The sequence below is a fragment of the Thauera sp. 27 genome, from assembly GCF_000310125.2.
In the GTDB taxonomy this organism is placed as follows: domain Bacteria; phylum Pseudomonadota; class Gammaproteobacteria; order Burkholderiales; family Rhodocyclaceae; genus Thauera; species Thauera mechernichensis.
The window spans coordinates 1-23897 of the sequence record NZ_AMXB01000027.1 but is presented as its reverse complement, the minus strand read 5'-3'; the positions used below and the strand labels follow the sequence as shown (position 1 = coordinate 23897).

Sequence of the window (23897 nt, the reverse complement as noted above, 5' to 3'; positions counted from 1 at the left end):
CAGCGCCAGAGACACGGAGACACCACAATGAGCGGGACGACCCCAGCCTACCCCGACCCGGCCAACCCGCCGCGCCCGGCCGTCGACGAGCACTCACCCGACTACATGCCGCCGCTGTCGCGCGCGATTCCGCTCGGCATCCAGCACATCATGGCGATGTTCGTCGGCAACATCACCCCCCCGATCATCATCGCCGGCGTGATCGGCGCGACCATGGACGAGCGCATCTTCCTGATCCAGGTAGCCCTTTTCGTCGCCGGCATCTGCACCCTGATCCAGTCGATCGGCATCGGCCCCATCGGCGCCCGCCTGCCCATCGTGCAGGGCACGAGCTTCGGTTTCCTGCCGGTGGCACTGCCATTGGCGAAGGCCTTCGGGCTGCCGGCGGTACTCGGTGCATCGCTGGTTGCCGGCCTGCTGCAGGTGTTCCTGGGTGCCTTCCTGGGCCGCGTTCGCCACCTGTTCTCGCCGGTAGTGACCGGTATCGTCGTGCTGCTGATCGGGCTCATCCTGATGCCGGTCGGGCTGCGCTACGCCGCTGGCGGCGTAGGTGCACCCGACTTTGCCGCGCCGCATCACCTGCTGCTGGCGCTGTTCGTTCTGATCGTGACCATCGGCTGCCACCAGTTCGGCCGCGGCTTCATCAAGCTCGCCTCGGTGCTGGTCGGTCTCGTCAGCGGCTACATCGTCGCGATCGTGCTGGGCTGGGTGGACTTCTCACGGGTCGAGACGGCCGCCTGGTTCGCCGTGCCGCAGCCGATGGTGTTCGGCATGGAGTTCTCGCCCACCGCGATCCTGGGCATGTGCATCATCATGTTCGTGGTCGGCCTGGAGACGATCGGCAACATCTCGGCGATCACCGTCAGCGGCGCCAAGCGTGCCGCCACCAACAAGGAGCTCTCGGGCGGCGTCATGGGCGATGGCGTGGCCACCGCCTTTGCCTCGGTCTTCAACACCCTGCCCAACACCGCCTATGCGCAGAACGTCGGCCTGGTCGCGCTGACCGGCGTGGTCAGCCGCCACGTGGTCACCATCGGCGGCATCGTGCTGATCGTGCTCGGCCTTTTCCCCAAGCTGTCGGCGGTGGCCTCGGCCATGCCCCCGGCCGTGCTCGGCGGCGCCGCCATCGTGATGTTCGGCATGATCGCCTCGGCGGGCGTCAAGATCCTCGCCGAGAACGAGCTCGATCAGCGCTCGATGCTGATCCTGGCCGTTTCGCTGAGCCTGGGCGTGGGCCTGCCGCTGGTGCCCGAGATCAGCACCGCCGTGCCCGAGCAGGTCGCCCTGCTGCTGAAGTCCGGCCTCATCCCGGCTGCGCTCGCTGCCCTCGTCCTCGATGCCGTGCTGCCCAAACCGCGCCATTGAGAAACCGCCACGCCAGCCCACGAGATTCCACGGAGACATCCATGTCCTACGAGATCAGATCCATCCTCTACGCCTCCGACCTGACCCCGCGCTCACCTGCCGTGTTCCGTCATGCCGTAGGCCTCGCGCTCAGATTCGGCGCCAAGCTGCACGCCGTCACCGTGACCACGCCGACCACCTCCCTGCCCTTCACCGAGTTCATCAAGAAGGAAACGCTGGACGAGATCAAGGTCGCCGGCCGCAACCAGGCTGAATCCCTGCTGCAGCAGCGCATCGACATCTTCGCCGAGGCTCACCCCGACATGGACGTGAAGTCGGTGCTCACCAGCGTGCGCGCACTGGAGGGCGAACCCGCCCGCCAGATCCTCGACATGGCCAAGCACACCCTGGCCGACATGATCGTGATGGGTTCGCGCGGTCACAGCGCGATCGGCGAACTGCTGATCGGCTCGGTGGCACACAAGGTGACCATGAAGGCCGACGTACCGGTGGTACTGGTGCCGATCGACCGCTGAGCGCTCCACCAGACCCGATGCGGCCTGCAGACGCAGGCCGCTCCTGCTAGGTCGTCGGCGAGACGATACGCCGCCCGCAGTCGCTGAGCAGCCGGCGCAGCCAGCGATGCCCCGGGGACTGATGATTGCGCTCGTGCCAGAGCTGATAGAAGCGCATCGGCGGAAAAGCGATCGGTGAGGGCACGATCGCCAGCGGCAGCAGGTTGGCATAGAACTGGGCGAAGTGACGGGTGGTGGTAAATACCAGGTCGGTGCCCTGCAGCAGGTAGGGGGCCGCGGTGAAGGACTGGACGACGACGCGTTCCTCGCGGTGGATGCGCATCGACGCCAGCACGCTGTCGATCACCCCGCGCTGGCTGATCGAATAGGGCATCGGCACCACATGCACCGCGCGCGCATAGTCTTCCGCGCTCATGCCCTTGCGCGCAAACGGGTGTGAGGCCGCCACCAGGCAGACGATCTCGTCTTCGAGCAGCATCGACAGGTGCATGCGATGCGGTGGCTCGGGCCAGTTGCCGATCACGACGTCAAGGTCGCCCTCTGCAAGTGAGCGCTCGAAGTCGAAGTTCGGCCCGAGCGAGTGCAGTGTCAGGCGCGCCTGCGGCGCCTCGCTGCGGAAACGCTCGGCGACTCCGGCGATGAACACCGGCGCCAGGTAATCGGGCGAGCCGATACGGAACTCATGACGCGTGCTGTCGGGCTCGAAGGCCTCTGGCCCGTCGACCATGCGGTCGATCTCGGCGAGCGCCCCCTTGGCATGCGACACCAGCGCGAGCGCGCGCTCGGTGGGCACCATGCCGCCTTTCTCGCGCACCAGCAGCGGATCGCCAAGGATGTCGCGCAAGCGCTTGAGCGCAGCACTGATCGCAGGTTGCGACTGATTGAGCTTGAGCGCCGTACGTGACACGCTGCGCTCGCCGATGAGCAGCACGAACACGCGCAGCAGGTAGGTATCGAGCGGGTCATCGCTACGCCTTAGGGTCATGCTCGTCTCCTCGTCCACGGTGATGGGAGCCCGGCCTGTGGTCGCCGAGTCAGATATGCGCCAGCATATATCACTTATAAACATATATGCGATTACTTAATACACCCTGGGCTTAAACTGCAACTCAGATCAAGGGCCTGAGCACGGGCCCGCCCTACACCAGACAGCATGCAGGAGACAACACCATGGGACGCCTGACCACCCACGTTCTGGACACCGCCAAGGGCAAGCCGGGCAGCGGCATTGCGGTGATCGTCTACAGGCTCGATGGCGGGCGCCGCGAAGTCGCGCGCACCGTCACCAACCACGACGGCCGCTGTGACCAGCCCCTGCTCGAAGGCGCCGCGCTCGAGGCCGGCAAGTACGAAATCATCTTTGCCGCCGGCGACTACTTCCGCGCCCAGGGGCTGGATCTGCCCGAGCCACTGTTCGTGGACGAAGTTGCGCTGCGCTTCGGCATTGCCAACACCGAGCAGCACTACCACGTGCCCCTGCTGGTCTCGCCGTGGAGCTACTCCACCTACCGCGGCAGCTGAGCCTCGCGCTTCCCCCACTGACACAGAGACAAGAACATGGAAGCCTACCTGCTCGACTGGGCCAACCTGCTGGTCCGCTGGGTGCACCTGATCGCAGGCATTGCCTGGATCGGCGCCTCCTTCTACTTCGTCATGCTGGACAACTCTCTGAAGCCCCCGAAAAAGCCCGAAGACGCACAGCGCGGCGTGTTCGGCGAGTTGTGGGCCGTGCATGGCGGCGGGTTCTACCACAGCCAGAAGTACCTCACCGGCCCCAAGGGCGAACCGCTTACCCAGGACCTGCACTGGTCCAAATGGGAGGCCTACAGCACCTGGTTGTCAGGCATGGGCATGATGGCGCTGATCTACTGGATCGGCGCCTCGAGCTACCTGATCGACAACAGCGTCATGGCGCTGTCGCCCACCGCGGCAATCGCCATCTCGATCGCCTTCCTGGTTGCCGGCTGGGTGTTCTACGACCTGCTGTGCCGCAACATGATCGGCAAGGACGGCGTGCTCGCAGCCATCGTGTTCGTTTTCGTGATGGTGGCCAACTACGCGCTGCATCAGGTGTTCTCGGCCCGCGGCGCCTACATCCACGTCGGCGCAATGCTCGGCACGATGATGGCGGCCAACGTGTTCTTCCACATCATTCCCGGCCAGAAAAAGATGGTCGAGCAGATCCGCCGCGGCGAAGAGGTCGACACCATGCCCGGCATCGTCGGCAAGCAGCGCTCGGTGCACAACACCTACTTCACCCTGCCGGTGCTGTTCATCATGATCAGCAACCACTACCCGATGACCTATGCGCATGCCAACGGCTGGCTCGTGCTCGGCGTGCTGATGATGGCCGGCGTTCTGATCCGCCAGTTCTTCGTGCTGCGCCATCGCGGCCAGGTCAAGTGGTGGCTGCCGGCCGCCGGCAGCGCGCTGATCCTGCTGCTGATCGTGCTGATGGCTCCCAAGCCGGTCGACGCCAGCGGCGAGCAAGTGTCCTTTGCCACCGTCAAGCAGATCATGGACCAGCGCTGCGTGAGTTGCCACGCCGCCTCGCCCACCTTCGAGGGTTTCGCCCAACCCCCCAAGGGCGTCATGCTGGAGAGCGCGGAGCAGATCGCCCAGCACGCGGTCATGAGCGCGCAGACGGTCGCCAGCGGCTACATGCCGCTGGGCAACCTCACCGGCATCACCGATGAAGAACGCCAGGCCATCGCCATCTGGTTCGCCCAGGGCGCGAGGACGCAGGACTGAGCGCGCCGCCGAGAACGCATCGCAAGAGACCCACGCCATGAACGCTACGCCCAACACCCTCACCCTACAGGCGCTTTCCGCCCTGTCCCAGCCTGACTTCGTCAGCCACCTGGACGGCATCTTCGAGCACTCGCCCTGGATCGCCGAGCGCGCCTGGGCCCAACGCCCGTTCGACAGTATCGACGGCCTGCACGCCGCCATGCTCGCGGTGCTCGATACCGCCAGCACGGCCGAGCAACTCGCCCTCATCTGCGCGCACCCTGAGCTTGCCGGCAAGGAAGCGGAGGAAGGCACGCTCACCACCGCCTCCACCGGCGAGCAGCGCGGCGCCGGGCTGGACCAGTGCAGCAAGGACGAGTTGCAGCGCCTGCGCAGCCTCAACAAGGCCTACCGCGAGCGCTTTGGTTTCCCCTTCGTCGTCGCCGTGAAGGGGCTCAGCCGCCACCAGATCATGGATGGCGTCGAGGCCCGCCTGAGCAACGATCGCGACACCGAGTTCGCCCGCTGCCTGCAGGAGATCGGCAAGATCGCCCGCTTCCGCCTCGATGCCTTGTTCGCCTGACCCACCGGAGCCGAGCATGAAACCGAACACCCCGAGCACTCCGAACGCCCCCTACCCCCGCGACCTCGTCGGCTACGGCCGCAACCCGCCGCATGCCGACTGGCCGGGCCGCGCCCGCATCGCCGTGCAGTTCGTGCTCAACTACGAGGAAGGCGGCGAGAACTGCGTGCTGCACGGTGACGCCGGCAGCGAGCAGTTCCTGTCCGAGCTGTTCAACGCCGCCAGCTACCCCGAGCGCCACCTGTCGATGGAGGGCATCTACGAGTACGGCTCGCGCGTGGGCGTGTGGCGCTTTTTGCGCGAGTTCGAGCGCCGCGGCCTGCCGATGACGATCTTCGGGGTGTCGATGGCGCTCGAGCGCCACCCCGAGCTCACCGCCGCGTTCAAGGAACTGGGCCACGAGATCGCCTGCCACGGCTGGCGCTGGATCCACTACCAGAACGTGCCGGAAGAGCTCGAGCGCGAGCACATGAAGATCGGCATGCAGATCATCGAGCGCCTGACCGGCGAGCGCGCAGTGGGCTGGTACACCGGCCGCGACTCGGTGAACACCCGGCGCCTGGTGGCCGACTACGGCGGCTTTCTGTACGACTCGGACTACTACGGCGACGACCTGCCGTTCTGGACCGAGGTGCGCAAGACCAACGGCGACACCGTGCCGCACCTGGTCGTGCCCTACACCCTCGACACCAACGACATGCGCTTCGCGCTGCCGCAGGGCTTCTCGCACGGCGACGAGTTCTTCGAGTACCTGAAGGACGCCTTCGACGTGATGTATGCCGAGGGCGAGGAGCGCCCGGCGATGATGAGCATCGGCATGCACTGCCGCCTGCTCGGCCGCCCGGGCCGCTTCCGTGCGCTGCAGCGCTTCCTCGACCACATCGAGAAGCACGACCGCGTATGGGTGTGCCGCCGCGTCGACATCGCCCGCCACTGGATCGAGCACCACCCCTACAACCCGAAATGATTTCAATGGGGTCAGACCCCATTGATCCAACGCATTGCTCCAACTCTGACAAGGAGAACACACATGGCCAGCCACACTCCCGGCGCCCCCGTCTTCGCCCCCCCTGCCGAGTTGCCCGACTGGGCGCTGCGCTCGGTCGACCTCGCCAACCCGCGCCTGGGCGCCAAGGCAATCGCCGCCTCCGACGACTTCTTCGCCGAGGTCGCACGCATGCTCAACCCCGAGCCCGCACAGTTCGTCCCCGGCAAGTTCGACACCAACGGCAAGTGGATGGATGGCTGGGAGTCGCGCCGCAAGCGCGTCGCCGGTCACGACTGGGCACTCGTCAAACTCGGCGTCAGGGGCGTCATCCGCGGTTTCGACGTCGACACCTCTCACTTCACCGGCAACTACCCGCCCGCCGTCTCGATCGAGGCCTGCGTCTCCGACGCCGATGACGTGGCCGCGCTCCAGGCCGCGACCTGGACCGAGATCCTTCCGGCCACCCCGATGGGGCCCAACAGCCATCACCTCCTCGAGTGCGCCAGCACCGCGGCCTGGACCCACCTGCGCGTGAACATGTATCCGGACGGCGGCATCGCGCGCCTGCGCGTCTATGGCCGCCCGCTGGGCTCGCTCGCGGCCAAGGCCGCCGCGGGCGAACTCGTCGATCTGGTGGCGATGGAAAATGGCGGCCGCGCCGTGTCGTGGAACGACGCCAGCTTCGGCTCTTCGGCCGCTGCGCTGTTGCTGCCGGGCCGTGGCATGAACATGGGCGATGGCTGGGAGACCCGCCGCCGCCGCGAACCGGGCAACGACTGGTGCGTGCTCGAGCTCGGCGCCCCCGGCACGGTCGAGCGCATCGAGGTCGACACCGCCTTCTTCAAGGGCAACTACCCCGATCGCTGCTCGATCCAGGCCGCCTATGTCACCGGCGGCACCGACCGCTCGATCACCACCCAGTCGATGTTCTGGCACACCCTGCTGCCCGAGCAGAAGCTGGAGATGGACGCCATCCACAGCTTCACCGAAGAAGTGGCCAAGCTCGGGCCGATCACCCACGTGCGCTTGAACATCTTCCCCGACGGCGGCGTCTCGCGACTGCGCCTGTGGGGCAAGGTCGAGGCCTAATAAGAAGACCGGCGCTTCGCGGGCGCAGCCCTGCGCCCGGGCGCCCGACCGGCGTGTCGCCCCCTTCCTCACCCGAGAGCACACCATGACCGCGCACCCCGCCCTCCCCCTCGCCGTCGCGCCCCTCACCCACGAGGCCTTCGCACCCTTCGGCCAGCTCATCGAGGCCAGCGACGCCGCACAGCACTTCACCATCAACGCCGGCAACACCGAGCGCTACCACGACCTCGCTCGCATCGAGCCCGGGCCCGAGGGCCGCGTCATCGTCTCCATCTTCCGCGGACAGCCCCGCGCCCTGCCCTTCACCGTGAACATGATGGAGCGCCACCCGCTCGCCTCACAGGCCTTCATCCCCATGTCGGGCAAGCCCTATCTGGTCGTCGTCGCCCCCGCCGGCGCACCGCCCACCGCAGAAGACCTGACGGTCTTCCTCGCCCGCGGCGACCAGGGCGTCAACTACGCCCCCGGCGTCTGGCACCACCCCCTGCTCGCACTCGACGAAATCTGCGACTTCATCGTCATCGACCGCAGCGGACCAGGGCACAACTGCGACGAGATCCAGCTCGAGACCCCGGGCAGGATCGCAGCGCCCACATGAACCCATCGGCCGGCACCGGCACGTGACTCGCGACACATCCGCAACACAATAGCAGCCCGCACTACCGCGCCACGCTGCTAGGATAGGGTGTTTTGGCTTCTGCCCTGCCCAATGAGCACCTGCGAGTCGAGGCTGTTCCAGGCCGCCGTAATGCAGTCGTGGAACGCGATCGTAATCACCGATGCCGACCTCACCGTCGGCGGGCGGGTGGAAATCGCCAACCCAGCCTTCTGCGCGATGACCGGCTATACGCTCGAAGAGCTGAAAGGCCAGACGCTCAAGCGCCTGCAAGGCCCGGAGACCGACCGGGCAGTGATCGACGAGTTGCGCATCTGTCTGCAGGAAGGGCGCTTCTTCGAAGGCACGGCGATCAACTACCGCAAGGACGGTACGCCCTACACCGTGCATTGGAGCATCACCCCCGTCCGCGACGACGAGGGCAAGCTCACGCACTTCGTGTCGATACAGCAGGACATCTCAGAGCATGTCCGCGCCGACCGCGAGAACCGCCTGCTCGCGCGCGCGCTCGATGCCGCCAGCGATCCGATCATCATCACCGACACCGCCAAGCGCATCATCTTCGCCAACCTCGCCTTCGCCAACGTGACCGGTTATGCGGTCAACGAGGTCATCGGCATGACGCCGGCCCTGTTCCGCTCCGGCGAGCACGACGAAAAGTTCTATGCCGAGTTGCACACCTCTCTGGCCAGCGGCAATGACTTCCGCGCCACCTTCACCAACCGCCGGCGCGACGGCTCGCTATACCACGCCGAGCAAAGCATCTCGCCGATCTGCGACGACGCCGGCCGCATCAGCCACTACGTCAGCGTAAGCAAGGACATCTCCGAGCGCGTCGACATCGAGCATGCGCTACGCCAGGCCGCGACCGAGGACACCCTCACCGGCCTGCACAACCGGCGCCACGGTGAGCAACTGCTGAAAGAGGCCCAGCGCAGAGCGCAGGTGCAGGGCACGCCGCTGGCCCTGCTGGTCTGCGACATCGACCATTTCAAGCAGATCAACGACCGCTTCGGCCACCCCGCAGGCGATCGCGTACTGCGCGACATCGCACACATCCTCCGCCACTCGGTGCGCAGTCGCGACAAGGTGATGCGCTGGGGAGGCGAGGAGTTCCTGATCCTGCTCGAGGACTGCCCCCAGGCGGCAGCCGTCGAGCTAGCCGAACGCATCAGGTTGCGCGTCGCCGCCCACCGCGATGCCCAGGTCGGCGCATGCACGGTGTCGTTTGGCCTTGCGCTGCGGAAGCCAGGCGAGACGACGGATGCCCTCTTCGCACGCGCCGACGCTGCGCTCTACGAGGCCAAGCGCAATGGCCGCAACCGCTTGTCGCTCGCCTGAGCGCGACCGCACTCAGGCTGCACAAGGTCTCGTCACCGCCCCGCGCTCGCATGCACCGCGCGGGGCTGGCAAGCCCTGCGCTCAGCGGCCGAGCGCGTAGAACTCCGCGTTGGGCCGCATGCTCGTCACGTTGGCAAGACGGTTGGACATGCCGAAGAAGGCCGCGATGCCGGCGATATCCCAGATGTCCTCCTCGGTGAAGCCGTGCGCCTGCAGCAGTTCGAAATCGGCCTCGCCCACCAGGTGCGAGGTCTGCGAGACCTTCATGGCGAAATCGAGCATCGCCTTCTGGCGAGCGCTCAGATCGGCCTTGCGGTAGTTGACTGCAACCTGGTCGGCGATGAGCGGGTTCTTGGCGCGGATGCGCAGGATCGCGCCGTGGGCGATCACGCAGTACTGGCACTGGTTCGCATTGCTGGTCGCCACCACGATCATCTCGCGCTCGGCCTTGCTCAGGTTGCCCGGCTTCTCCATCAGCGCGTCGTGGTAGGCGAAGAAGGCACGGAACTCGTCGGGCCGGTGGGCGAGCGTAAGGAACACGTTGGGGATGAAACCGGACTTCTCCTGAACGGCCTCGATGCGCGCGCGGATGTCTTCGGGCATGTCCTTCAGTTCGGGGACAGGGAAACGGCTCACTGCGGATTGCTGTGCCTGGGTCATGCTTTCTTCTCCTTGGAATGATGAAACGGTTGATCCTGACGGGACGGCTCTAGCGATTGACGTCCACGACGATGCGGCCGCGGACCTCGCCCCTGAGCAAGCTGTCGGCGAGCGGGATGGCCTCGGCCAGCCCGACCTCGCGGCTGATCTGCCCGAGCTTGGCCGGATCCAGATCGCTTGCCAGGCGTTGCCAGGCCAGCAGCCGGTCCGCACGCGGGCACATCACGCTGTCGACGCCAGCCAGGGTGACGCCGCGCAGGATGAAGGGCGCGACCGTCGCCGGAAGGTCCATGCCCGCCGCCAGCCCGCAGGCCGCGACCACGCCACGGTACTTGGTGGTGGCGCAGACGTTGGCCAGCACATGGCTGCCGACCACATCGACAGCGCCGGCCCAGCGCTCCTTGCCCAGCGGCTTGCCAGGCGACGAGAACAGCGCGCGATCGACCACCTCCGCCGCCCCGAGCGCCTTGAGGTAGTCGGCATCCTGCGTGCGGCCGGTCGCCGCCACCACCGTGTAGCCAAGCTTGGCGAGCACCGCGATGGCGACGCTGCCGACACCGCCGGCAGCGCCGGTGACCAGAATCTCGCCGTCCCCGGGCTGGACCCCGTGGCGTTCGAGCGCCAGCACGCACAGCATGGCGGTATAGCCCGCGGTGCCGATCGCCATCGCCTGTTGCGGCGCGAAGGCCGCGGGCAGCGGCACCAGCCAGTCGCCATTCAGACGCGCCTTCTGCGCCAGGCCGCCCCAGTGCACCTCGCCCACACCCCAGCCGTTGAGCACCACTGCGTCCCCGGCTTTGTATTCCGGATGGGTGCTGTCCTCGACCACCCCGACCAGATCGATGCCCGGGACCATCGGAAACTTGCGCACCACCGGCCCCTTGCCGGTAATGGCCAGCCCGTCCTTGTAGTTGAGCGTCGAGTGGCTGACGCGCACGGTCACGTTGCCCTCGGGCAACTGCGCTTCGTCAAGCGTCTTGACGCTCGCGCGGTAACCCGCATCGTCCTTCTCGATCAGTACGCCCTTGAACATGTCATCCCCTCCAGATTTAGACCGAACGTCTATAAAAACACGAAAAAAGTCAGCCCTTGGGCAGCCCGGCGAAGTAGAAATCGGCAAACAGCTCGAGCGGCCTCGCACTGCGCTCGAGCTTGGCACGCAGGACTGCGCCTTCCCAACCAATCCAGAACACTGCAGCGAGTCCCGCGCAGTCGGCCTGTGGTGCCAGCCACCCTGCCCGCTGTGCCTCGTTCAGGCAGGCCGCAAAACGGGCCTGCCAATCCTCGAAAGTATCCCTGAGCCGGACCCGAAAGCTCTCCGGCAATGCGCCCATCTCCTGCCCGAGGTTGCCGATCAGGCAACCTCGGCGGAATTCATGGCGTGCCATGCCCTCTGCCGCGTCGATGACGAAAGCGCGCAGGCGCGCCAGCGGTGGGCGTGCCGGATCGAGCAGATGGCGATCCAGCTTGCGGGCAAAGAACACACCGTAGCGTCCGATCACCTCGAGGCCGTAGTCTTCCTTGCTGTCGAAGTAATGGTAGAAGGAGCCCTTGGGCACGCCTACGCGGCCAAGGATCTCCTCGATGCCGGTGGCCGAGAAGCCCTTCTCGGTGAACACCTCCAGGCCCGCACGCAGCAACAGCTCGCGCGTCTCCATCAGGTCTGCGCGCTGTCTGGGCGGCCTGCCGCGCCGACGGGGAGTCTGCTGTTCCGGAACCATGGGCAGATATTAGACCGATCGTCTTTATAAATGCAAGGAAACTCCCGACGACACCCTCGGCACGCACCGCTGGCCCGCCAACACACGAGACCCAGGCACCGACCTCAACCAGGAGTTGCACCTGCGCCAGCCGCAGCGCAGCTGCGAGGAATGATCCATGCCAAGGCGCTGCGGGCAACCCGCTGCTAGCATCACCCCATGAGCCTCTACCAAGACTTTGCCGAGCGAACTGCAGCACTGATTGCATCGGGCGTACTACGTCCCGGCGACAAGCTCCTCTCCGTGCGACAGGCCTGCAAGACCCATGGCGTCAGCCCGATCACGGTCACCCAGGCCTACCACCTGCTCGAAAGCCGGGGCCTGATCGAGGCGCGACCGAAGTCGGGCTACTTCGTGCGCGCCCGGCTCGGCCGCAAGCTGCCAGAGCCCGAGATGACGCACCCTGTGGGCGGCTCCACGGCGCTCGAGGTCAGCGACTTCATCTTCCAGATCCTCGACAGCGTTCGCGATCCTGCGATCGTCCCATTAGGATCGAGCTTTCCGGACGCGCGGCTGTATCCGCTCGACAAGCTCGGGCGCTTCCTCGCCGCGGCCGCACGTCACCTGGACCCGCTGGCCACGGTGACCGACCTGCCTCCGGGCAATGAGGAGTTGCGCCGACAGATCGCATTGCGTTACCTGGCGCATGGCGCCTCGGTGTCGCCACAGGAGATCGTGATCACGTCAGGGGCAATGGAAGGGCTCAACCTCTGCCTGCAGGCCCTGACCCAGCCCGGCGACCTGGTTGCCATCGAATCACCCACCTTCTACGCCGGGCTGCAGGCCAGCGAACGCCTTGGGCTCAAGGTGATCGAGATCCCGAGCCACCCGCGCGAGGGCGTGAGCCTGGATGCGCTGGCCGATGCGCTGCGCCATCATCCGGTCAAGGCCTGCCTGTTCATGCTCAACTACGCCAACCCGACGGGCAGCCGCGTAGCGGACGAGAACAAGCGCGCCTTGCTGGAGCTGCTGCGCAAGTACCAGGTTCCGTTGATCGAGGACGACGTCTATGCCGAGCTGTACTTCGGCCGCGAGGCCCCCTTGTGCAGCAAGGCAATGGACACCGACGGACTGGTGCTGCACGTATCTTCGTTCTCGAAGTGCCTCGCCCCGGGGTACCGCGTAGGTTGGGTCGCGGCGGGGCGGTTCGCCAAGAAGGTTCAGCGGCAGAAATACTCGACCAGCCTGGCGACTGCCGTGCCGGTGCAGATCGCGCTGGCCGATTACCTCAAGCACGGCGGCTTCGACAACCACCTGCGTCAGCTGCGCAGGCAGCTTGCCACTCAAGAGGCACAACTCCTGGCCGGCATCGAGGCGCACTTGCCCCACGACATCCGCCTGGCCAGGCCGGACGGCGGCTACTTCCTGTGGCTGGAGCTACCTGCCCGGGTCGACACGCTGCAACTGCACGAGGCAGCGCTCGCACACGGCATCAGCACCGCGCCAGGGCCGATCTTCTCGGCGAAACGCGAGTTCTCCAGCTACCTCCGACTCAATTTCGGCCACCCCGCCACGGCACGCCAGGACGATGCACTGGCCACGCTCGGCAGGCTGATCAAACGCCAGCTATAGGCTGGCGAGACGGGTGATGCTGTCGCCGAACAAGGTCGTCAGCACGATCGCGATCGGAGTGGAGGCAATGAAGAAGCGCAGCACATTGCGAAGGAAGGGGTGCACCAGCCCAGCCTCGATGAAGTAGCGTGCGACCAGCTGGCCCTTGATCCAGATGATCGCGGCGACGATGAGCTGCACGGTGTCCTGCCCACCGAGGCCGGCGCCGAGCTGCGGGCTGACGAAGGTAAGGCCGACAAGCCCCAGCCAGGCCAGGACCAGGGGTTGCAGCGAGGTGGCGGGCTTGCGTGCGGAGGTATCCATGATCAGGCCAGAACGTAACAGAAGGGGAAAATGACCAGCCAGATGATGTCGGTGGCATGCCAGTAGCTGGCAAGCGCCTCCAGGCCGCTGTGTTCTTCCTCAGTGTAGATCCCGAACCCGTGTCGGGTGAGGACCCAGAGGATGCCGAGGATGCCCCAGAAGGCGTGCACCATGTGGGTGAAGGTCAGGTAGTAATAGACGGTGAAGAAAATCCCCGACTGTCCATCGATCCCTTGCGCAAGATTCCACTGGATCTCGAAGTACTTGACCACCGGATAGCCGAGTGCGGCGACCAGGCCCGCAATCAGCCAAGCGATCGATTCGCGCCTGCGCCCGGCACGCAGGCGGGTGACCGAGCAGGCGATGAAGAAGCTACTGCTCACCATCAGCAGCGTGATGAGCACGCCCGCCGTCTGCGAAAGACGCTCGGCCCCCGCATGGAAATCCTCCGGGAAGTGCGCGCGAGCGACGAAGTACACGATGAACAGCACCAGAAACTCGACAAACTCGCAGCAGATCCCGACCCAGATACCCTTGTTGCCGGGCACCCTGCCCGCACTGGGGGGCAGATCCGCTGCATTGGGAAGACTCATCGTACTGGCAATCACGGTACTCAACTCCTGACTCGACACCTTCATTGTCACCGCCTGCCGATGCGCAGACAGGAACAGTCGGGCCGATAGTCATCCGGCACAGCAAGACGGCCAGCCAGAATCTGTACCTGCTCTAAATCAAACAATCTGAATCTGCACCTATCCCACCCGGGATGATGTACTGCCGGCCATCTTTGAAGCCGGAGTACACCCATGAACCCACCCGTCAGCAAGGCGCGCGAAGCCCGGCTGGAGTTCTATCGCAAGAAGGGAAAGGTCCACGCCAAGGCGGTGCAGGGCCGCTTCAACGGCCTGCGCTGGGCAATGGTCTGGCTTACCCAGATCGTGTTCTACGGTGCGTGCTGGTTGCCATGGACGACGGCGGCAGGCAGGCGGCAGGCGATCCTGTTCGACATCGTCGACGAAAAGCTCTATCTCTTCGACCTGGTGCTGTGGCCGCAGGATGCGCTGCTGCTCGCCTTCATCCTGATCCTGGCCGCCACCGCGCTGTTCTTCACCACCGCCATGGCGGGGCGCCTGTTCTGCGGCTTTGCCTGTCCGCAGACGGTCTATACGTCCATCTTCGTGTGGATCGAGGGCAAGGTCGAGGGCGACCACCTTGCCCGCCTGCGCCTCGACCAGAGCCCGATGTCGGCGCGCAAGCTGCTGATCAAGTCGGTCAAGCATGGCATCTGGGCGCTGGTGGCGGCGTGGACCGCGATCACCTTCGTCGGCTACTTCACCCCGATCCGGGAACTGCTTCCGGCGATCGCCGGCTTCCAGACCGGCCCCTGGGAGACCTTCTGGCTGATCTTCTACGCGACCTTCACCTATCTGCAGGCGGGGCTGGCACGCGAGGCCGTTTGCCAGCACATGTGTCCGTACTCGCGCTTCCAGGGGGTGATGATCGATCCGGATACGGCAAACGTCAGCTATGACAGCCGCCGCGGCGAACCCCGTGGTGCCCTGCGGCAATCCACCAACAAGGGCGACTGCATCGACTGTGGCATCTGTGTGCAGGTGTGTCCGACCGGCATCGACATCCGCGACGGACTTCAATACCAGTGCATCAACTGCGGCCTGTGCATCGACGGCTGCGACGAGGTCATGGACCGGATCGGTGCACCGCGCGGCCTGATCCGCTTCACGAGCGAGCGCGAACTTGCCGGCCGACCGCAGGCTGCAACGGCCCGGTGGCGGCCGCGGACTCTGGTCTATGTCGGCCTGCTGCTCGTGTTCACTGCGCTCGGGTTGTGGACACTGAACGATCGCGTGCTGCTGCGGGTGGAAGTGCACCGCGATCGCGGTGCACTGATGCAGGAGAGCACCGAGGGAAGAATCGAAAACAACTACATCCTCAAGCTCATCAACATGGAGGAGGTGGCCCGCCATTTCCGGATCGGTGTGAGCGGCCTGCCGGGGCTGCGAATCGAAGGCACCAGCGAGTTCATGGTCGGGCCGGGGCGCGTCCGCACCGTCACGCTCACCCTGTCGTCCCCGCTCGAAGGCATGCCGTCAGGCGTGCAGCCGATCGTGTTCGAGACGGTGGCACTGCACGACCAAAGCCTTGCCGTGCGCGAGAAGAGCACCTTCATCCTGCCCACCCACTGAACAGTCAGCCATCATGTACCGCTATAACGAAACCGATCAGCGCCTGGTCGATGACCGCGTCCGCCAGTTCCGCGACCAGATGCAGCGCCACCTCGACGGCAAGCTCAGCGAGGACGACTTCCGCCCACTTCGCCTGCAGAACGGGCTGTACCTGCAGCGCCATGCGCCGATGCTGCGCGTGGCCATCCCCTACGGCACGCTGTCGAGCATGCAGTTGCGCATGCTTGCACACATCGCACGCACCTGGGACCGCGGCTACGGGCACTTCACGACGCGCAGCAACATCCAGTTCAACTGGGTCCGCTTTGCCGACGTGCCGGACATCCTGGCCCTTCTAGCCACGGTCCAGATGCATGCAATCCAGACTTCGGGCAACTGCATCCGCAACATCACGACCGACCAGTTCGCCGGCGTTGCACGCGACGAGATCCTCGATCCTCGCCCCTATTGCGAAATCGTCCGTCAGTGGTCGGCGCTGGCGCCCGAGTTCCAGTTCCTGCCGCGCAAGTTCAAGATCGCCATCGCCGGCGGTGAGGAGGACCGCGCGGCGGTGCGATTCCACGACATTGGCGCAAAGGCGTGTCGGAGCGACCAAGGCGAGCCCGGCTTCGAGATCTTCGTCGGCGGCGGTCTCGGTCGCACGCCGATGGTGGGGCACTGCATCAAGCCCTTCCTGCCACGCGCCGAGCTGCTGAACTACTTCGAGGCGATCCTGCGTGTCTATAACCGCTATGGACGTCGCGACAACAAGTACAAGGCGCGCATCAAGATCCTGGTCAAGGACCTGAGCGTCGAAGGTTTCGCACGCGAGGTGGACGCGGAATGGCGTCATACGCGCGGCGCGGGAAGCCTGATCCCGGAATCCACCTTCGCAACGATGGAAGCGTTCTTCACGCCACCTGCGTACGCCGACGCGCGGGCAACCGATCTGGCTTTCGTTGCCCCTCGCGCCGAGAATCGCCCGTTCGCGCGCTGGGTCGAGCGTAACGTGGCACCGCATCGGCACCCCGGGTACGGCATCGTCACCCTGTCGCTGAAGAAGACCGGGGTGCCGCCAGGCGATGCGACAGCCGACCAGATGGACCGGGTCGCCGAGTTGGCCGAGCGCTTCAGCGCCGGCGAGATCCGCGTCAGCCACGAGCAGAACCTGATCCTGCCCAACGTGCCGCTGCGTGACCTGTATCCGTTGTGGGAATTCGCGCGGAGAAGCGGGCTCGCAACGCCAAACATCGGCCTGCTGACCGACGTTGTCTGCTGCCCTGGGGGCGACTTCTGCGCGCTGGCCAACGCAAAATCCCTGCCGGTCGCCGCCGCAATCCAGGCGCGCTTCGACGACCTCGACTATCTGTTCGACCTCGGCCCGCTGGAGCTGAACATCTCCGGCTGCGTCAATGCCTGCGGCCATCACCACATCGGGCACATCGGCATCCTCGGCGTCGATAAGAACAACGAGGAGTGGTACCAGGTGACGCTGGGCGGCAGCGAAGGCAAGCACTCCCGCCTCGGGCGCGTGATCGGGCCGTCCTTCGCGGCCAGCGACATTCCCGACGTCATCGAACGAATCCTGCAAGCCTATTTGCGCGAGCGCCTCGCCGAAGAGTGCTTCATCGACACCTTCGATCGTATCGGCCTCACTCCTTTCAAGCTTGCCGTCTATGGAGAACGCCATGAAGCCGCTCATTAAGGATGGGCGCATCGTCGCCGACGAATGGAGCCTGCTCTCGCACGAGCCCCTCGACGACATCGACCTGACCCCCGCCGGCCCTCGGCAGATCGTGCCGCTTGCGCACTACCGCACGCACGCCGAAGTGCTGCGGACGCAAGGGCACCGCATCGCGATCCTGCTCGGCCCCGATGATGAACCCGACGCCGTGGCGCCGTATCTGGCGGACATCGCTCTCGTCGCCATCCATTTTCCGAGCTTCACCGATGGGCGAGGCTATTCGACGGCGCGTCTGTTGAGAGTCCGCTTCAACTTTTCAGCCGAAATACGCGCGGTCGGCGACATCCTTCGCGACCAGCTGTACTTCCTGCACCGCTGCGGCTTCGATGCATTCTCGCTGCGCGCAGACCAGGATGTTAACGCCGCACTGAGTGCCTTCGACGACTACGCGTGGGCGCCCGATTTCGGCGCTCTTCCTCGCACCGCCCCGAAGGGCGCCCTCCCACTTCGAGATCCTGCCGCAGACAAGTGATCGGTGTTGACATCGCAAATGCACGCGGCTCGGCTCGCGGACCCACCCGCTGTCGCCCCAGTGGCGCTCAGGGCTGTCCCAGTCTGCCTTGCCCGTGTCCTGCACGAAGATGGCAGATGACGCAGCCTGCCCGGCGGCTCAGGGCTTCAACCGATATCCCGTCCTCAGCATCCACGTCGCGAGCGCCACGAACACCGTGAGGAAGAGCAGCGTCATCGCCAGGCTCACGCCCACCGGCACGTCGCCGCTGCCGTAGAAGCTCCAGCGGAAACCGCTGACCAGGTACACCACCGGGTTGAACAGCGATACCGTGCGCCACGCCGCAGGCAGCATGTCGATGGAGTAGAAGCTGCCGCCGAGGAAGGTCAGCGGCGTGATGATCAGCAAAGGGACGAGCTGAAGCTTCTCGAAGTTGTCCGCCCAGATGCCGAGGATGAAGCCGAGCAGGCTGAAGCTGACCGCGGTGAGCAGCAGGAAGCCGATCATCCATACCGGGTGTTCGATGCGCAGCGGAACGAACAGGGTCGCGGTGACAAGGATGATCACGCTCAGGATGACCGCCTTGGTCGCCGCAGCCCCGACGAAACTGAGCACGATCTCGAAGTGCGAAACCGGGGCCGACAGAATCTCGTAGATCGTGCGCGAGAACTTCGGAAAGAAGATGCCGAAGGAGGCGTTCGACACGCTCTGCGTCAACAGGTTGAGCATGATGAGCCCGGGCACGATGAAGGCGCCGTAGCTCACCCCCTCCACCTCGGGGATACGCGCGCCGATTGCCGAACCGAAGACGACGAAGTACAGGGTGGTGGTGATCACCGGCGCCAGCACGCTCTGCAGCAGGGTGCGCTTGGTGCGAGCCATCTCGAACAGGTATATCGCGCGAACGGCGTGCCAGTTCATCGTGCGCCCTCCGCGGCCGCCCGGGCCTCGCTGCCGTTTTCGCCCGCAAGCGCAGGCTCGTTGACCAGGCTGACGAAGATATCTTCGAGCGAGCGCTGGGTGGTGTGCAGGTCGGCGCAGGCAATGCCCGCGCCGGCAAGGTCCTGCAGCAGGCCGGCGATCGCGCTGTCGCCGGACTCACCGTTCCGGCCCGTCTCGTAGCGATACACCAGCGTGCTGCCCCCCTTGCCCAGCGTCAGCCCGTAACGATCCAGCGCGGGCGGAATCTCGGTGATCGGCGCCACCAGCTGCAGGGTGAGCTGCTTGCCGCCGAGCTTGTCCATCAGCACCGCCTTGTCCTCGACCAGGATGAGCTCGCCCTTGGCGATCACGCCGATGCGGTCGGCCATTTCTTCGGCTTCCTCGATGTAGTGGGTGGTCAGGATCACCGTCACGCCCTCGTCACGCAAACGGCGCACGAGCTGCCACATGTCACGCCTCAACTCGACGTCGACGCCCGCGGTCGGCTCATCGAGGAACAGCACCTTGGGCTCATGCGACAAGGCCTTGGCGATCAGCACCCTGCGCTTCATGCCGCCGGACAGGGTCAGCATCCTGCTGTCCTTCCGGCTCCACAGCGACAGCGCCTTGAGCAAACGCTCGAGGTAGGCCGGATCGGGCGGCTTGCCGAACAGCCCGCGGCTGAAGCAGACGGTGTTCCACACCGTCTCGAACGCCTCGGTGGTGAGCTCCTGGGGCACCAGGCCGATCTGCGCGCGTGCGGCACGGTAGTCGCGCACGATATCGTTGCCATCGACCCGCACGCTGCCGGCCGTCGCGTTGACCAGTCCACAGACCACGCTGATGAGCGTGGTCTTGCCCGCACCGTTCGGCCCAAGCAGCGCGAAGATCTCGCCGCGGCGGATGTCGAGATCTACACCTTTCAGCGCAGTGAATCCGGATGCATAGGTCTTGGAGAGCGCCGAGATCGAGATGATGGAGTCCATGGCGTCGAAGATAACAGATCGAGATCGCAGGCAAGCGCGGATGAACGTGTGCTCATTCTGATCTATGTCAGAGCAGCCATACCGAAACGCCCCATAATGGGCACTCACAGGACCCTGCGATCACGACCCGCATGAACAGCCCACTCTGCGCCCCCGCTTCAATGCCTGGCCGACGGCAACGCATGCCCATCGTGTCCACTTGGCCAAGGTGAGCAGCCTCGGCAGGCACGCATCCACCTGGCTCGCGCACCCGCTGGCACAGGCCCTGTTCGCCACCGCGCTTGTACTTGGGCTGCTTGTCGCCTTCCTGGTATTCACCTTCCGCTCCACCGTTGCCACGACTGCAACCGCCTCCAGCAACGAGGCGCGCGTGCTGGCGACCAAGATCGAAGGCGCTTTGCGCCGCGTCGACATGAGCGCGGCCTTCGCGGCCGACAATGCCGTAGAGCCCGGTGCGCACGACCGCGTCGGTTCGGCCTCTTGGGCCGCCACGGTGGCGCCGCTGAACCTCAACCTCGCACAGCTTACGAGACACTTCCCCGAAGCGCTCGTCATCCTCATCACCGATACCGAAGGACGGGTGATCGCGAGCAGCTATGACGAACTGCCCACCTGGGGCATCGGCGATCGGGACTACTTCCAGCACGCACGCACTGCCCCAACCACCGCCCTGCAGTTCTCCAACGTCCTCACCAGCAAGGCCGCCCCCACCCCCACCGTGGTCGCATACCGCGCCCGCCTGCGCGCTGACGGCAGCTTCGCCGGCGTGGTAGCCGTCGGCCTGAACCTCGCCAGCTTCGACGCGTTTCTGGACCGCATCGATGCCGGCGAACGAGGCGTGGTCGCCGTGCGCCGCAGCGATGACAGCCGCCTGGTCATGCGCAGGCCCGCCGCACCGGCCAGGATCAACACGGCCGACCCGTGGATTCCACCCTACCGGATGATCCTCGACGGCAAACGCCGCGGTGTCGTGCGTTACGCAAGCGCAGTGGATGACGTCGACCGCATCTTCGCCTTCCAAGCACTGCAGGACTACCCCTTCTTCGTGATCGTCGGACGCTCGGTGGATGAGCAATTCACGGTCTGGAGGCGAACCGGCGTGGCCGCGATGGCGATCGCAGCCGCCACCCTGACCCTGTTGCTGGCGATGCAGGCCGGCCTGCGCCGCAGCCGCGCCCGCCTGGCACGCAGCGAGCGGGACTTCGACGCGCTGGTGGAGAGTCGGCGCGAGGCAAGCTGCACCTGGCAGCCAGACACCACCCTGTTGTCCTGCAACGCGCGTTATGCTGCTCTTGTAGGTAGATCGCCCAGCGAACTGGAAGGTCACCGCTGGCTCGACTACCTGCCCGAACACGAGCGCCCGGCAACAGCCGCGGCAATCGAACACCTCACCAGCGGAGCCGGCGCACTCGCAACCGACCGCAGCATGCACCACATCGACGGCAGCATACGGTGGATCCGCTGGGTGGATCTGCCCGTTCTCGATAGCGAGGGCCGCTGCGTCGAAATCCGCTCCATCGGCCAGGACATCACCGCGCAGAAGGAAAACGAACTACGCCTGCGTCAGCTTGCACTTGCAGTCGAGCAAAGCCCCAACACCATCGTCATCACCAACACGCAGGCGCAGATCGAGTACGTCAATGCATCCTTCACCCGCACCACCGGCTACGCCGCCGACGAGGTGCTGGGACAGAATCCGCGTCTGCTCAATGCCGGCAAGACACCGCCGGCCACCTATGCCGACCTGTGGGCGACGCTCGAGCGCGGAGAGGTCTGGCGCGGCGAGTTCATCAACTCGCGCAAGGACGAAAGCACGTATATCGAACTTGCCACGATCGCTCCCATCAAGCAGCCCGACGGCAGCGTCAGCCACTACGTGGCGATCAAGGAAGACATCACCGAGCGGCGTGCCGCAGAGGCGCGCATCAGGCAACTGGCGTACTACGACTCTCTGACCGGGCTGCCGAATCGCAGTCTGATGTGGGACAGGCTGCGCCACGCCATCGTCGCCAGCGAGCGCAGCGGCATGCACGGCATGCTGCTGTTGCTGGACATCGACTACTTCAAGCTGCTCAACGACACGCAGGGGCACAAGGCCGGCGACGCCTTGCTGCGTGAAGTGGCGCAGCGCCTGCGCACAGCGCTGCGCGAGGAGGACACGGTTGCGCGCTTGGGCGACGACGACTTCGCAATCGTCGTTGAGGGTCTGGGCGCAGAACGCGACGACGCCATTGCCCATGCCGGTCGCATCGCCGAGCACCTTCATGGCTGCATTGCACAACCCTTCGACCTTGGCCTGCCGAGCGGCCCCTACCATGGCACGGCTAGCCTGGGCCTCACCCTCTTTCATGGGCGCGCAAACCCCGCCGAGGCCGTTCTCAAGCAGGCCGAAGTCGCCGTCGATCGCGCCAAGCACGACGGACGCAACCTGCACCGCTTCTTCAGCGAGGCAATGCAGGCCGTCGTTGCCGAACGTGCGAGCCTCGAGCTCAAGCTGCGCGCGGCCCTGGCCGAAAACCGGTTCCGCCTGTTCTACCAACCGCAACTCGACAGCACTGGTCGCCTGATCGGCGCCGAGGCCCTGCTGCGCTGCTTCGACACGCACGGCAGCATGATCTCGCCGGCCAGCTTCATCCCCCTGGCCGAGGAAACGGGGCTGATCGTACCGATAGGCGACTGGGTGCTGCAGGCAGCCTGCGCGCAGCTGCGGGTCTGGCAGGCACACGTGGCGACAGGCGACCTGAGCCTGTCCATCAACGTCAGCGCCAAACAGTTTCACCAGCCGGATTTCGTCGCCAAGGTCACCGCGGCAATCGAGCGCCACCGCGTCAATGCAGGCCTGCTCAAGATCGAACTCACCGAGAGCGTGGTGATCGGCGACATCGAAACAACGGTGGCACGCATGAAGCAGATCAAGGCGCTCGGCGTCCGCTTCGCACTCGACGATTTCGGCACCGGCTACTCGTCCCTGTCCTACCTCAAACGTCTGCCCTTCGACCAACTCAAGATCGACCAGGCCTTCGTGCGCGACATGGACGACGGCAACTCCAGCGATGCGATCGTGCGTGCCATCCTGGCCATCAGCCAGTCGCTCGACCTGGAGGTCGTGGCTGAAGGCGTGGAAACCAGTGCCCAGCACGAACGGCTGCTTCAACGCGGTTGTGTCATGTTCCAGGGCTATCTGTTCGGCAAACCGGTGCCGATCGAGGCCTGGCCGGTGGGCTGAGCGCGCGGCGGAATGCCGGCAGCGCTACCCTTCAGCCCAGCGTCGCCGTCGCCAGCTTTGCCCCGAAGCCGATGAACACCCCGCCCACGCCCGCGGTCGCCCCTGCAGCGACGCGGCGATGGCGGCGGAACTGCGCGGCCAGGCGCGCGCCGGCGAAGATCAGCACCGACAGGTAGAGCACGCTGCACACCTGCACGATCACGCCCAGGATCACGAAGGACAGCGCCGGGTGTGCGTAGGTCGGATCGACGAACTGGATGAAGAAGGAGACGAAGAACAGGATCGCCTTCGGGTTCATCAGGCTGATGACGAGCGCAGTGCGGAACGGGTGCGGAGTACTGCGCACCGGCGGGTAATCCGGCTTACCGTCACCAACCTGCTCCGCCGTCTCGTCCCCGCGCCGCCAGGTGGCAAGTGCACCGCGCAGCAGGCTGATGCCCACCCAGGCCAGGTAGGCCGCACCTGCATACTTGATCACCATGAACAGCTCGGGCGTGGCACGCAGCACCGAGGCCATGCCCATCACCGCCAGCAGCATCAGGATGGTGTCGCCGACGAAGATGCCAGCCGCCCCCTGGTAGCCGGCGCGCGTACCCCAGCGCGAGGCCGCTGCCATCACGTAGAGCGAGTTGGGCCCGGGCAGCAGCACGATGAAGATGGTGCCGAGAATGAAGGTGGTGAGGTCGGTGATGCCGTAGAACATTTGGGTACTCGCACGCAAGTGTGAACCGGTGCTCACTTTGCCACGCCGACCGGCGCCCCGCCAGAGTCCAGGTGGCTGTCGGCCGACGAAAAGCTCGCGGCTGGCGCCGCTCCTACCGAAAACCACCACGCGCGTCACCCGTCGTAGGAGCGGCGCCAGCC

Annotated in this window: 23 protein-coding genes; 14 read left to right on the top strand and 9 right to left on the bottom strand. The window is 65.6% G+C overall.

Going from position 1 to position 23897, the window contains the following annotated elements; genetic code table 11:
* Nucleotides 1-27: 27 nt before the first annotated feature.
* Together B447_RS14560 and B447_RS14555 are read left to right on the top strand one after the other, a co-directional pair.
* Nucleotides 28-1365 (top strand): uracil-xanthine permease family protein, encoded by a 1338-nt coding sequence (locus tag B447_RS14560; protein ID WP_002930198.1) that lies wholly within the window; start codon nucleotides 28-30, stop codon nucleotides 1363-1365.
* A 41-nt stretch (nucleotides 1366-1406) separates the two neighbouring features.
* The gene (locus tag B447_RS14555) at nucleotides 1407-1880 is read left to right on the top strand and encodes a universal stress protein (protein ID WP_002930200.1); all 474 of its coding nucleotides are present in this window, start codon (nucleotides 1407-1409) and stop codon (nucleotides 1878-1880) included.
* 46 nt (nucleotides 1881-1926) lie between these two features.
* On the opposite strand, the gene B447_RS14550 is transcribed toward B447_RS14555, so the two are convergent.
* Complete coding sequence (locus B447_RS14550) at nucleotides 1927-2865, bottom strand: LysR family transcriptional regulator (RefSeq protein ID WP_002941863.1); 939 nt, start codon at nucleotides 2863-2865, stop codon at nucleotides 1927-1929.
* 185 nt (nucleotides 2866-3050) lie between these two features.
* Between B447_RS14550 and uraH the strand changes: the two genes are divergently transcribed.
* The 7 genes from uraH (at nucleotide 3051) to B447_RS14515 (ending at nucleotide 9227) form a co-directional block, all read left to right on the top strand.
* Entirely contained in the window at nucleotides 3051-3401 is a 351-nt protein-coding gene (gene uraH / locus B447_RS14545; protein WP_002930226.1) for a hydroxyisourate hydrolase, read from the top strand.
* 36 nt (nucleotides 3402-3437) lie between these two features.
* Entirely contained in the window at nucleotides 3438-4631 is a 1194-nt protein-coding gene (locus B447_RS14540; protein WP_002941853.1) for a urate hydroxylase PuuD, read from the top strand.
* Nucleotides 4632-4668: 37 nt separating this feature from the next.
* Nucleotides 4669-5193, top strand: a complete 525-nt coding sequence (uraD, locus tag B447_RS14535) for a 2-oxo-4-hydroxy-4-carboxy-5-ureidoimidazoline decarboxylase (RefSeq protein ID WP_002930235.1) — start codon at nucleotides 4669-4671, stop codon at nucleotides 5191-5193.
* A gap of 16 nt (nucleotides 5194-5209) precedes the next feature.
* Entirely contained in the window at nucleotides 5210-6160 is a 951-nt protein-coding gene (gene puuE / locus B447_RS14530) for an allantoinase PuuE (RefSeq protein WP_002941845.1), read from the top strand.
* A 63-nt stretch (nucleotides 6161-6223) separates the two neighbouring features.
* On the top strand, nucleotides 6224-7270 hold the full coding sequence (alc, locus tag B447_RS14525) for an allantoicase (protein ID WP_002941842.1): 1047 nt from the start codon (nucleotides 6224-6226) through the stop codon (nucleotides 7268-7270).
* Between the two features lie 85 nt (nucleotides 7271-7355).
* Nucleotides 7356-7868 (top strand): ureidoglycolate lyase, encoded by a 513-nt coding sequence (locus tag B447_RS14520; RefSeq protein ID WP_002941840.1) that lies wholly within the window; start codon nucleotides 7356-7358, stop codon nucleotides 7866-7868.
* Nucleotides 7869-7979: 111 nt separating this feature from the next.
* Nucleotides 7980-9227, top strand: coding sequence for a sensor domain-containing diguanylate cyclase (locus B447_RS14515; RefSeq protein WP_002941839.1), 1248 nt, complete (start codon nucleotides 7980-7982; stop codon nucleotides 9225-9227).
* 81 nt (nucleotides 9228-9308) lie between these two features.
* Here the strand turns inward: B447_RS14515 and B447_RS14510 are convergent, their stop codons facing one another.
* The 3 genes from B447_RS14510 to acuR are packed head-to-tail and all read right to left on the bottom strand — an operon-like array spanning nucleotide 9309 to nucleotide 11608.
* A complete protein-coding gene (locus tag B447_RS14510) occupies nucleotides 9309-9887 on the bottom strand; it encodes a peroxidase-related enzyme (RefSeq protein ID WP_002941838.1) in 579 nt (192 codons plus the stop codon).
* Nucleotides 9888-9936: 49 nt separating this feature from the next.
* Entirely contained in the window at nucleotides 9937-10920 is a 984-nt protein-coding gene (gene acuI / locus B447_RS14505; protein ID WP_002941836.1) for an acrylyl-CoA reductase (NADPH), read from the bottom strand.
* Nucleotides 10921-10969: 49 nt separating this feature from the next.
* Nucleotides 10970-11608: an acrylate utilization transcriptional regulator AcuR gene (gene acuR, locus B447_RS14500; RefSeq protein ID WP_443080985.1), complete on the bottom strand. Its 639-nt coding sequence runs from the start codon at nucleotides 11606-11608 to the stop codon at nucleotides 10970-10972.
* A 198-nt stretch (nucleotides 11609-11806) separates the two neighbouring features.
* Between acuR and B447_RS14495 the strand changes: the two genes are divergently transcribed.
* Nucleotides 11807-13219 (top strand): aminotransferase-like domain-containing protein, encoded by a 1413-nt coding sequence (locus tag B447_RS14495; protein ID WP_002941834.1) that lies wholly within the window; start codon nucleotides 11807-11809, stop codon nucleotides 13217-13219.
* Here the strand turns inward: B447_RS14495 and B447_RS14490 are convergent.
* Nucleotides 13214-13522: a hypothetical protein gene (locus B447_RS14490; protein ID WP_002941831.1), complete on the bottom strand. Its 309-nt coding sequence runs from the start codon at nucleotides 13520-13522 to the stop codon at nucleotides 13214-13216. The two genes, B447_RS14495 and B447_RS14490, sit on opposite strands and share 6 nt — an antisense overlap.
* A gap of 2 nt (nucleotides 13523-13524) precedes the next feature.
* Entirely contained in the window at nucleotides 13525-14115 is a 591-nt protein-coding gene (locus B447_RS14485; RefSeq protein ID WP_051018825.1) for a cytochrome c oxidase subunit 3 family protein, read from the bottom strand.
* Nucleotides 14116-14328: 213 nt separating this feature from the next.
* On the opposite strand from B447_RS14485, the gene ccoG reads away from it, so the two are divergent.
* From ccoG to B447_RS14470, 3 genes are read left to right on the top strand one after another with little or no spacing between them, the layout of a single operon-like run.
* Nucleotides 14329-15726, top strand: a complete 1398-nt coding sequence (ccoG, locus tag B447_RS14480; RefSeq protein WP_002941825.1) for a cytochrome c oxidase accessory protein CcoG — start codon at nucleotides 14329-14331, stop codon at nucleotides 15724-15726.
* A 13-nt stretch (nucleotides 15727-15739) separates the two neighbouring features.
* Nucleotides 15740-17410 (top strand): nitrite/sulfite reductase, encoded by a 1671-nt coding sequence (locus B447_RS14475; RefSeq protein ID WP_002941822.1) that lies wholly within the window; start codon nucleotides 15740-15742, stop codon nucleotides 17408-17410.
* Complete coding sequence (locus tag B447_RS14470) at nucleotides 17394-17921, top strand: DUF934 domain-containing protein (RefSeq protein ID WP_002941817.1); 528 nt, start codon at nucleotides 17394-17396, stop codon at nucleotides 17919-17921. Before B447_RS14475 ends, B447_RS14470 begins: the two co-directional genes overlap by 17 nt.
* Nucleotides 17922-18059: 138 nt before the next feature.
* Here B447_RS14470 and B447_RS14465 read toward each other — a convergent pair whose 3' ends face one another.
* Both B447_RS14465 and B447_RS14460 read right to left on the bottom strand, forming a co-directional pair.
* On the bottom strand, nucleotides 18060-18821 hold the full coding sequence (locus B447_RS14465; RefSeq protein WP_002941815.1) for an ABC transporter permease: 762 nt from the start codon (nucleotides 18819-18821) through the stop codon (nucleotides 18060-18062).
* Entirely contained in the window at nucleotides 18818-19807 is a 990-nt protein-coding gene (locus B447_RS14460; protein WP_002941813.1) for an ABC transporter ATP-binding protein, read from the bottom strand. Before B447_RS14460 ends, B447_RS14465 begins: the two co-directional genes overlap by 4 nt.
* A 208-nt stretch (nucleotides 19808-20015) precedes the next feature.
* On the opposite strand from B447_RS14460, the gene B447_RS14455 reads away from it, so the two are divergent.
* The gene (locus B447_RS14455) at nucleotides 20016-23033 is read left to right on the top strand and encodes an EAL domain-containing protein (RefSeq protein ID WP_232431643.1); all 3018 of its coding nucleotides are present in this window, start codon (nucleotides 20016-20018) and stop codon (nucleotides 23031-23033) included.
* 31 nt (nucleotides 23034-23064) lie between these two features.
* Here B447_RS14455 and leuE read toward each other — a convergent pair whose 3' ends face one another.
* Nucleotides 23065-23736, bottom strand: a complete 672-nt coding sequence (leuE, locus tag B447_RS14450; RefSeq protein ID WP_002941806.1) for a leucine efflux protein LeuE — start codon at nucleotides 23734-23736, stop codon at nucleotides 23065-23067.
* Nucleotides 23737-23897 lie beyond the last annotated feature (161 nt).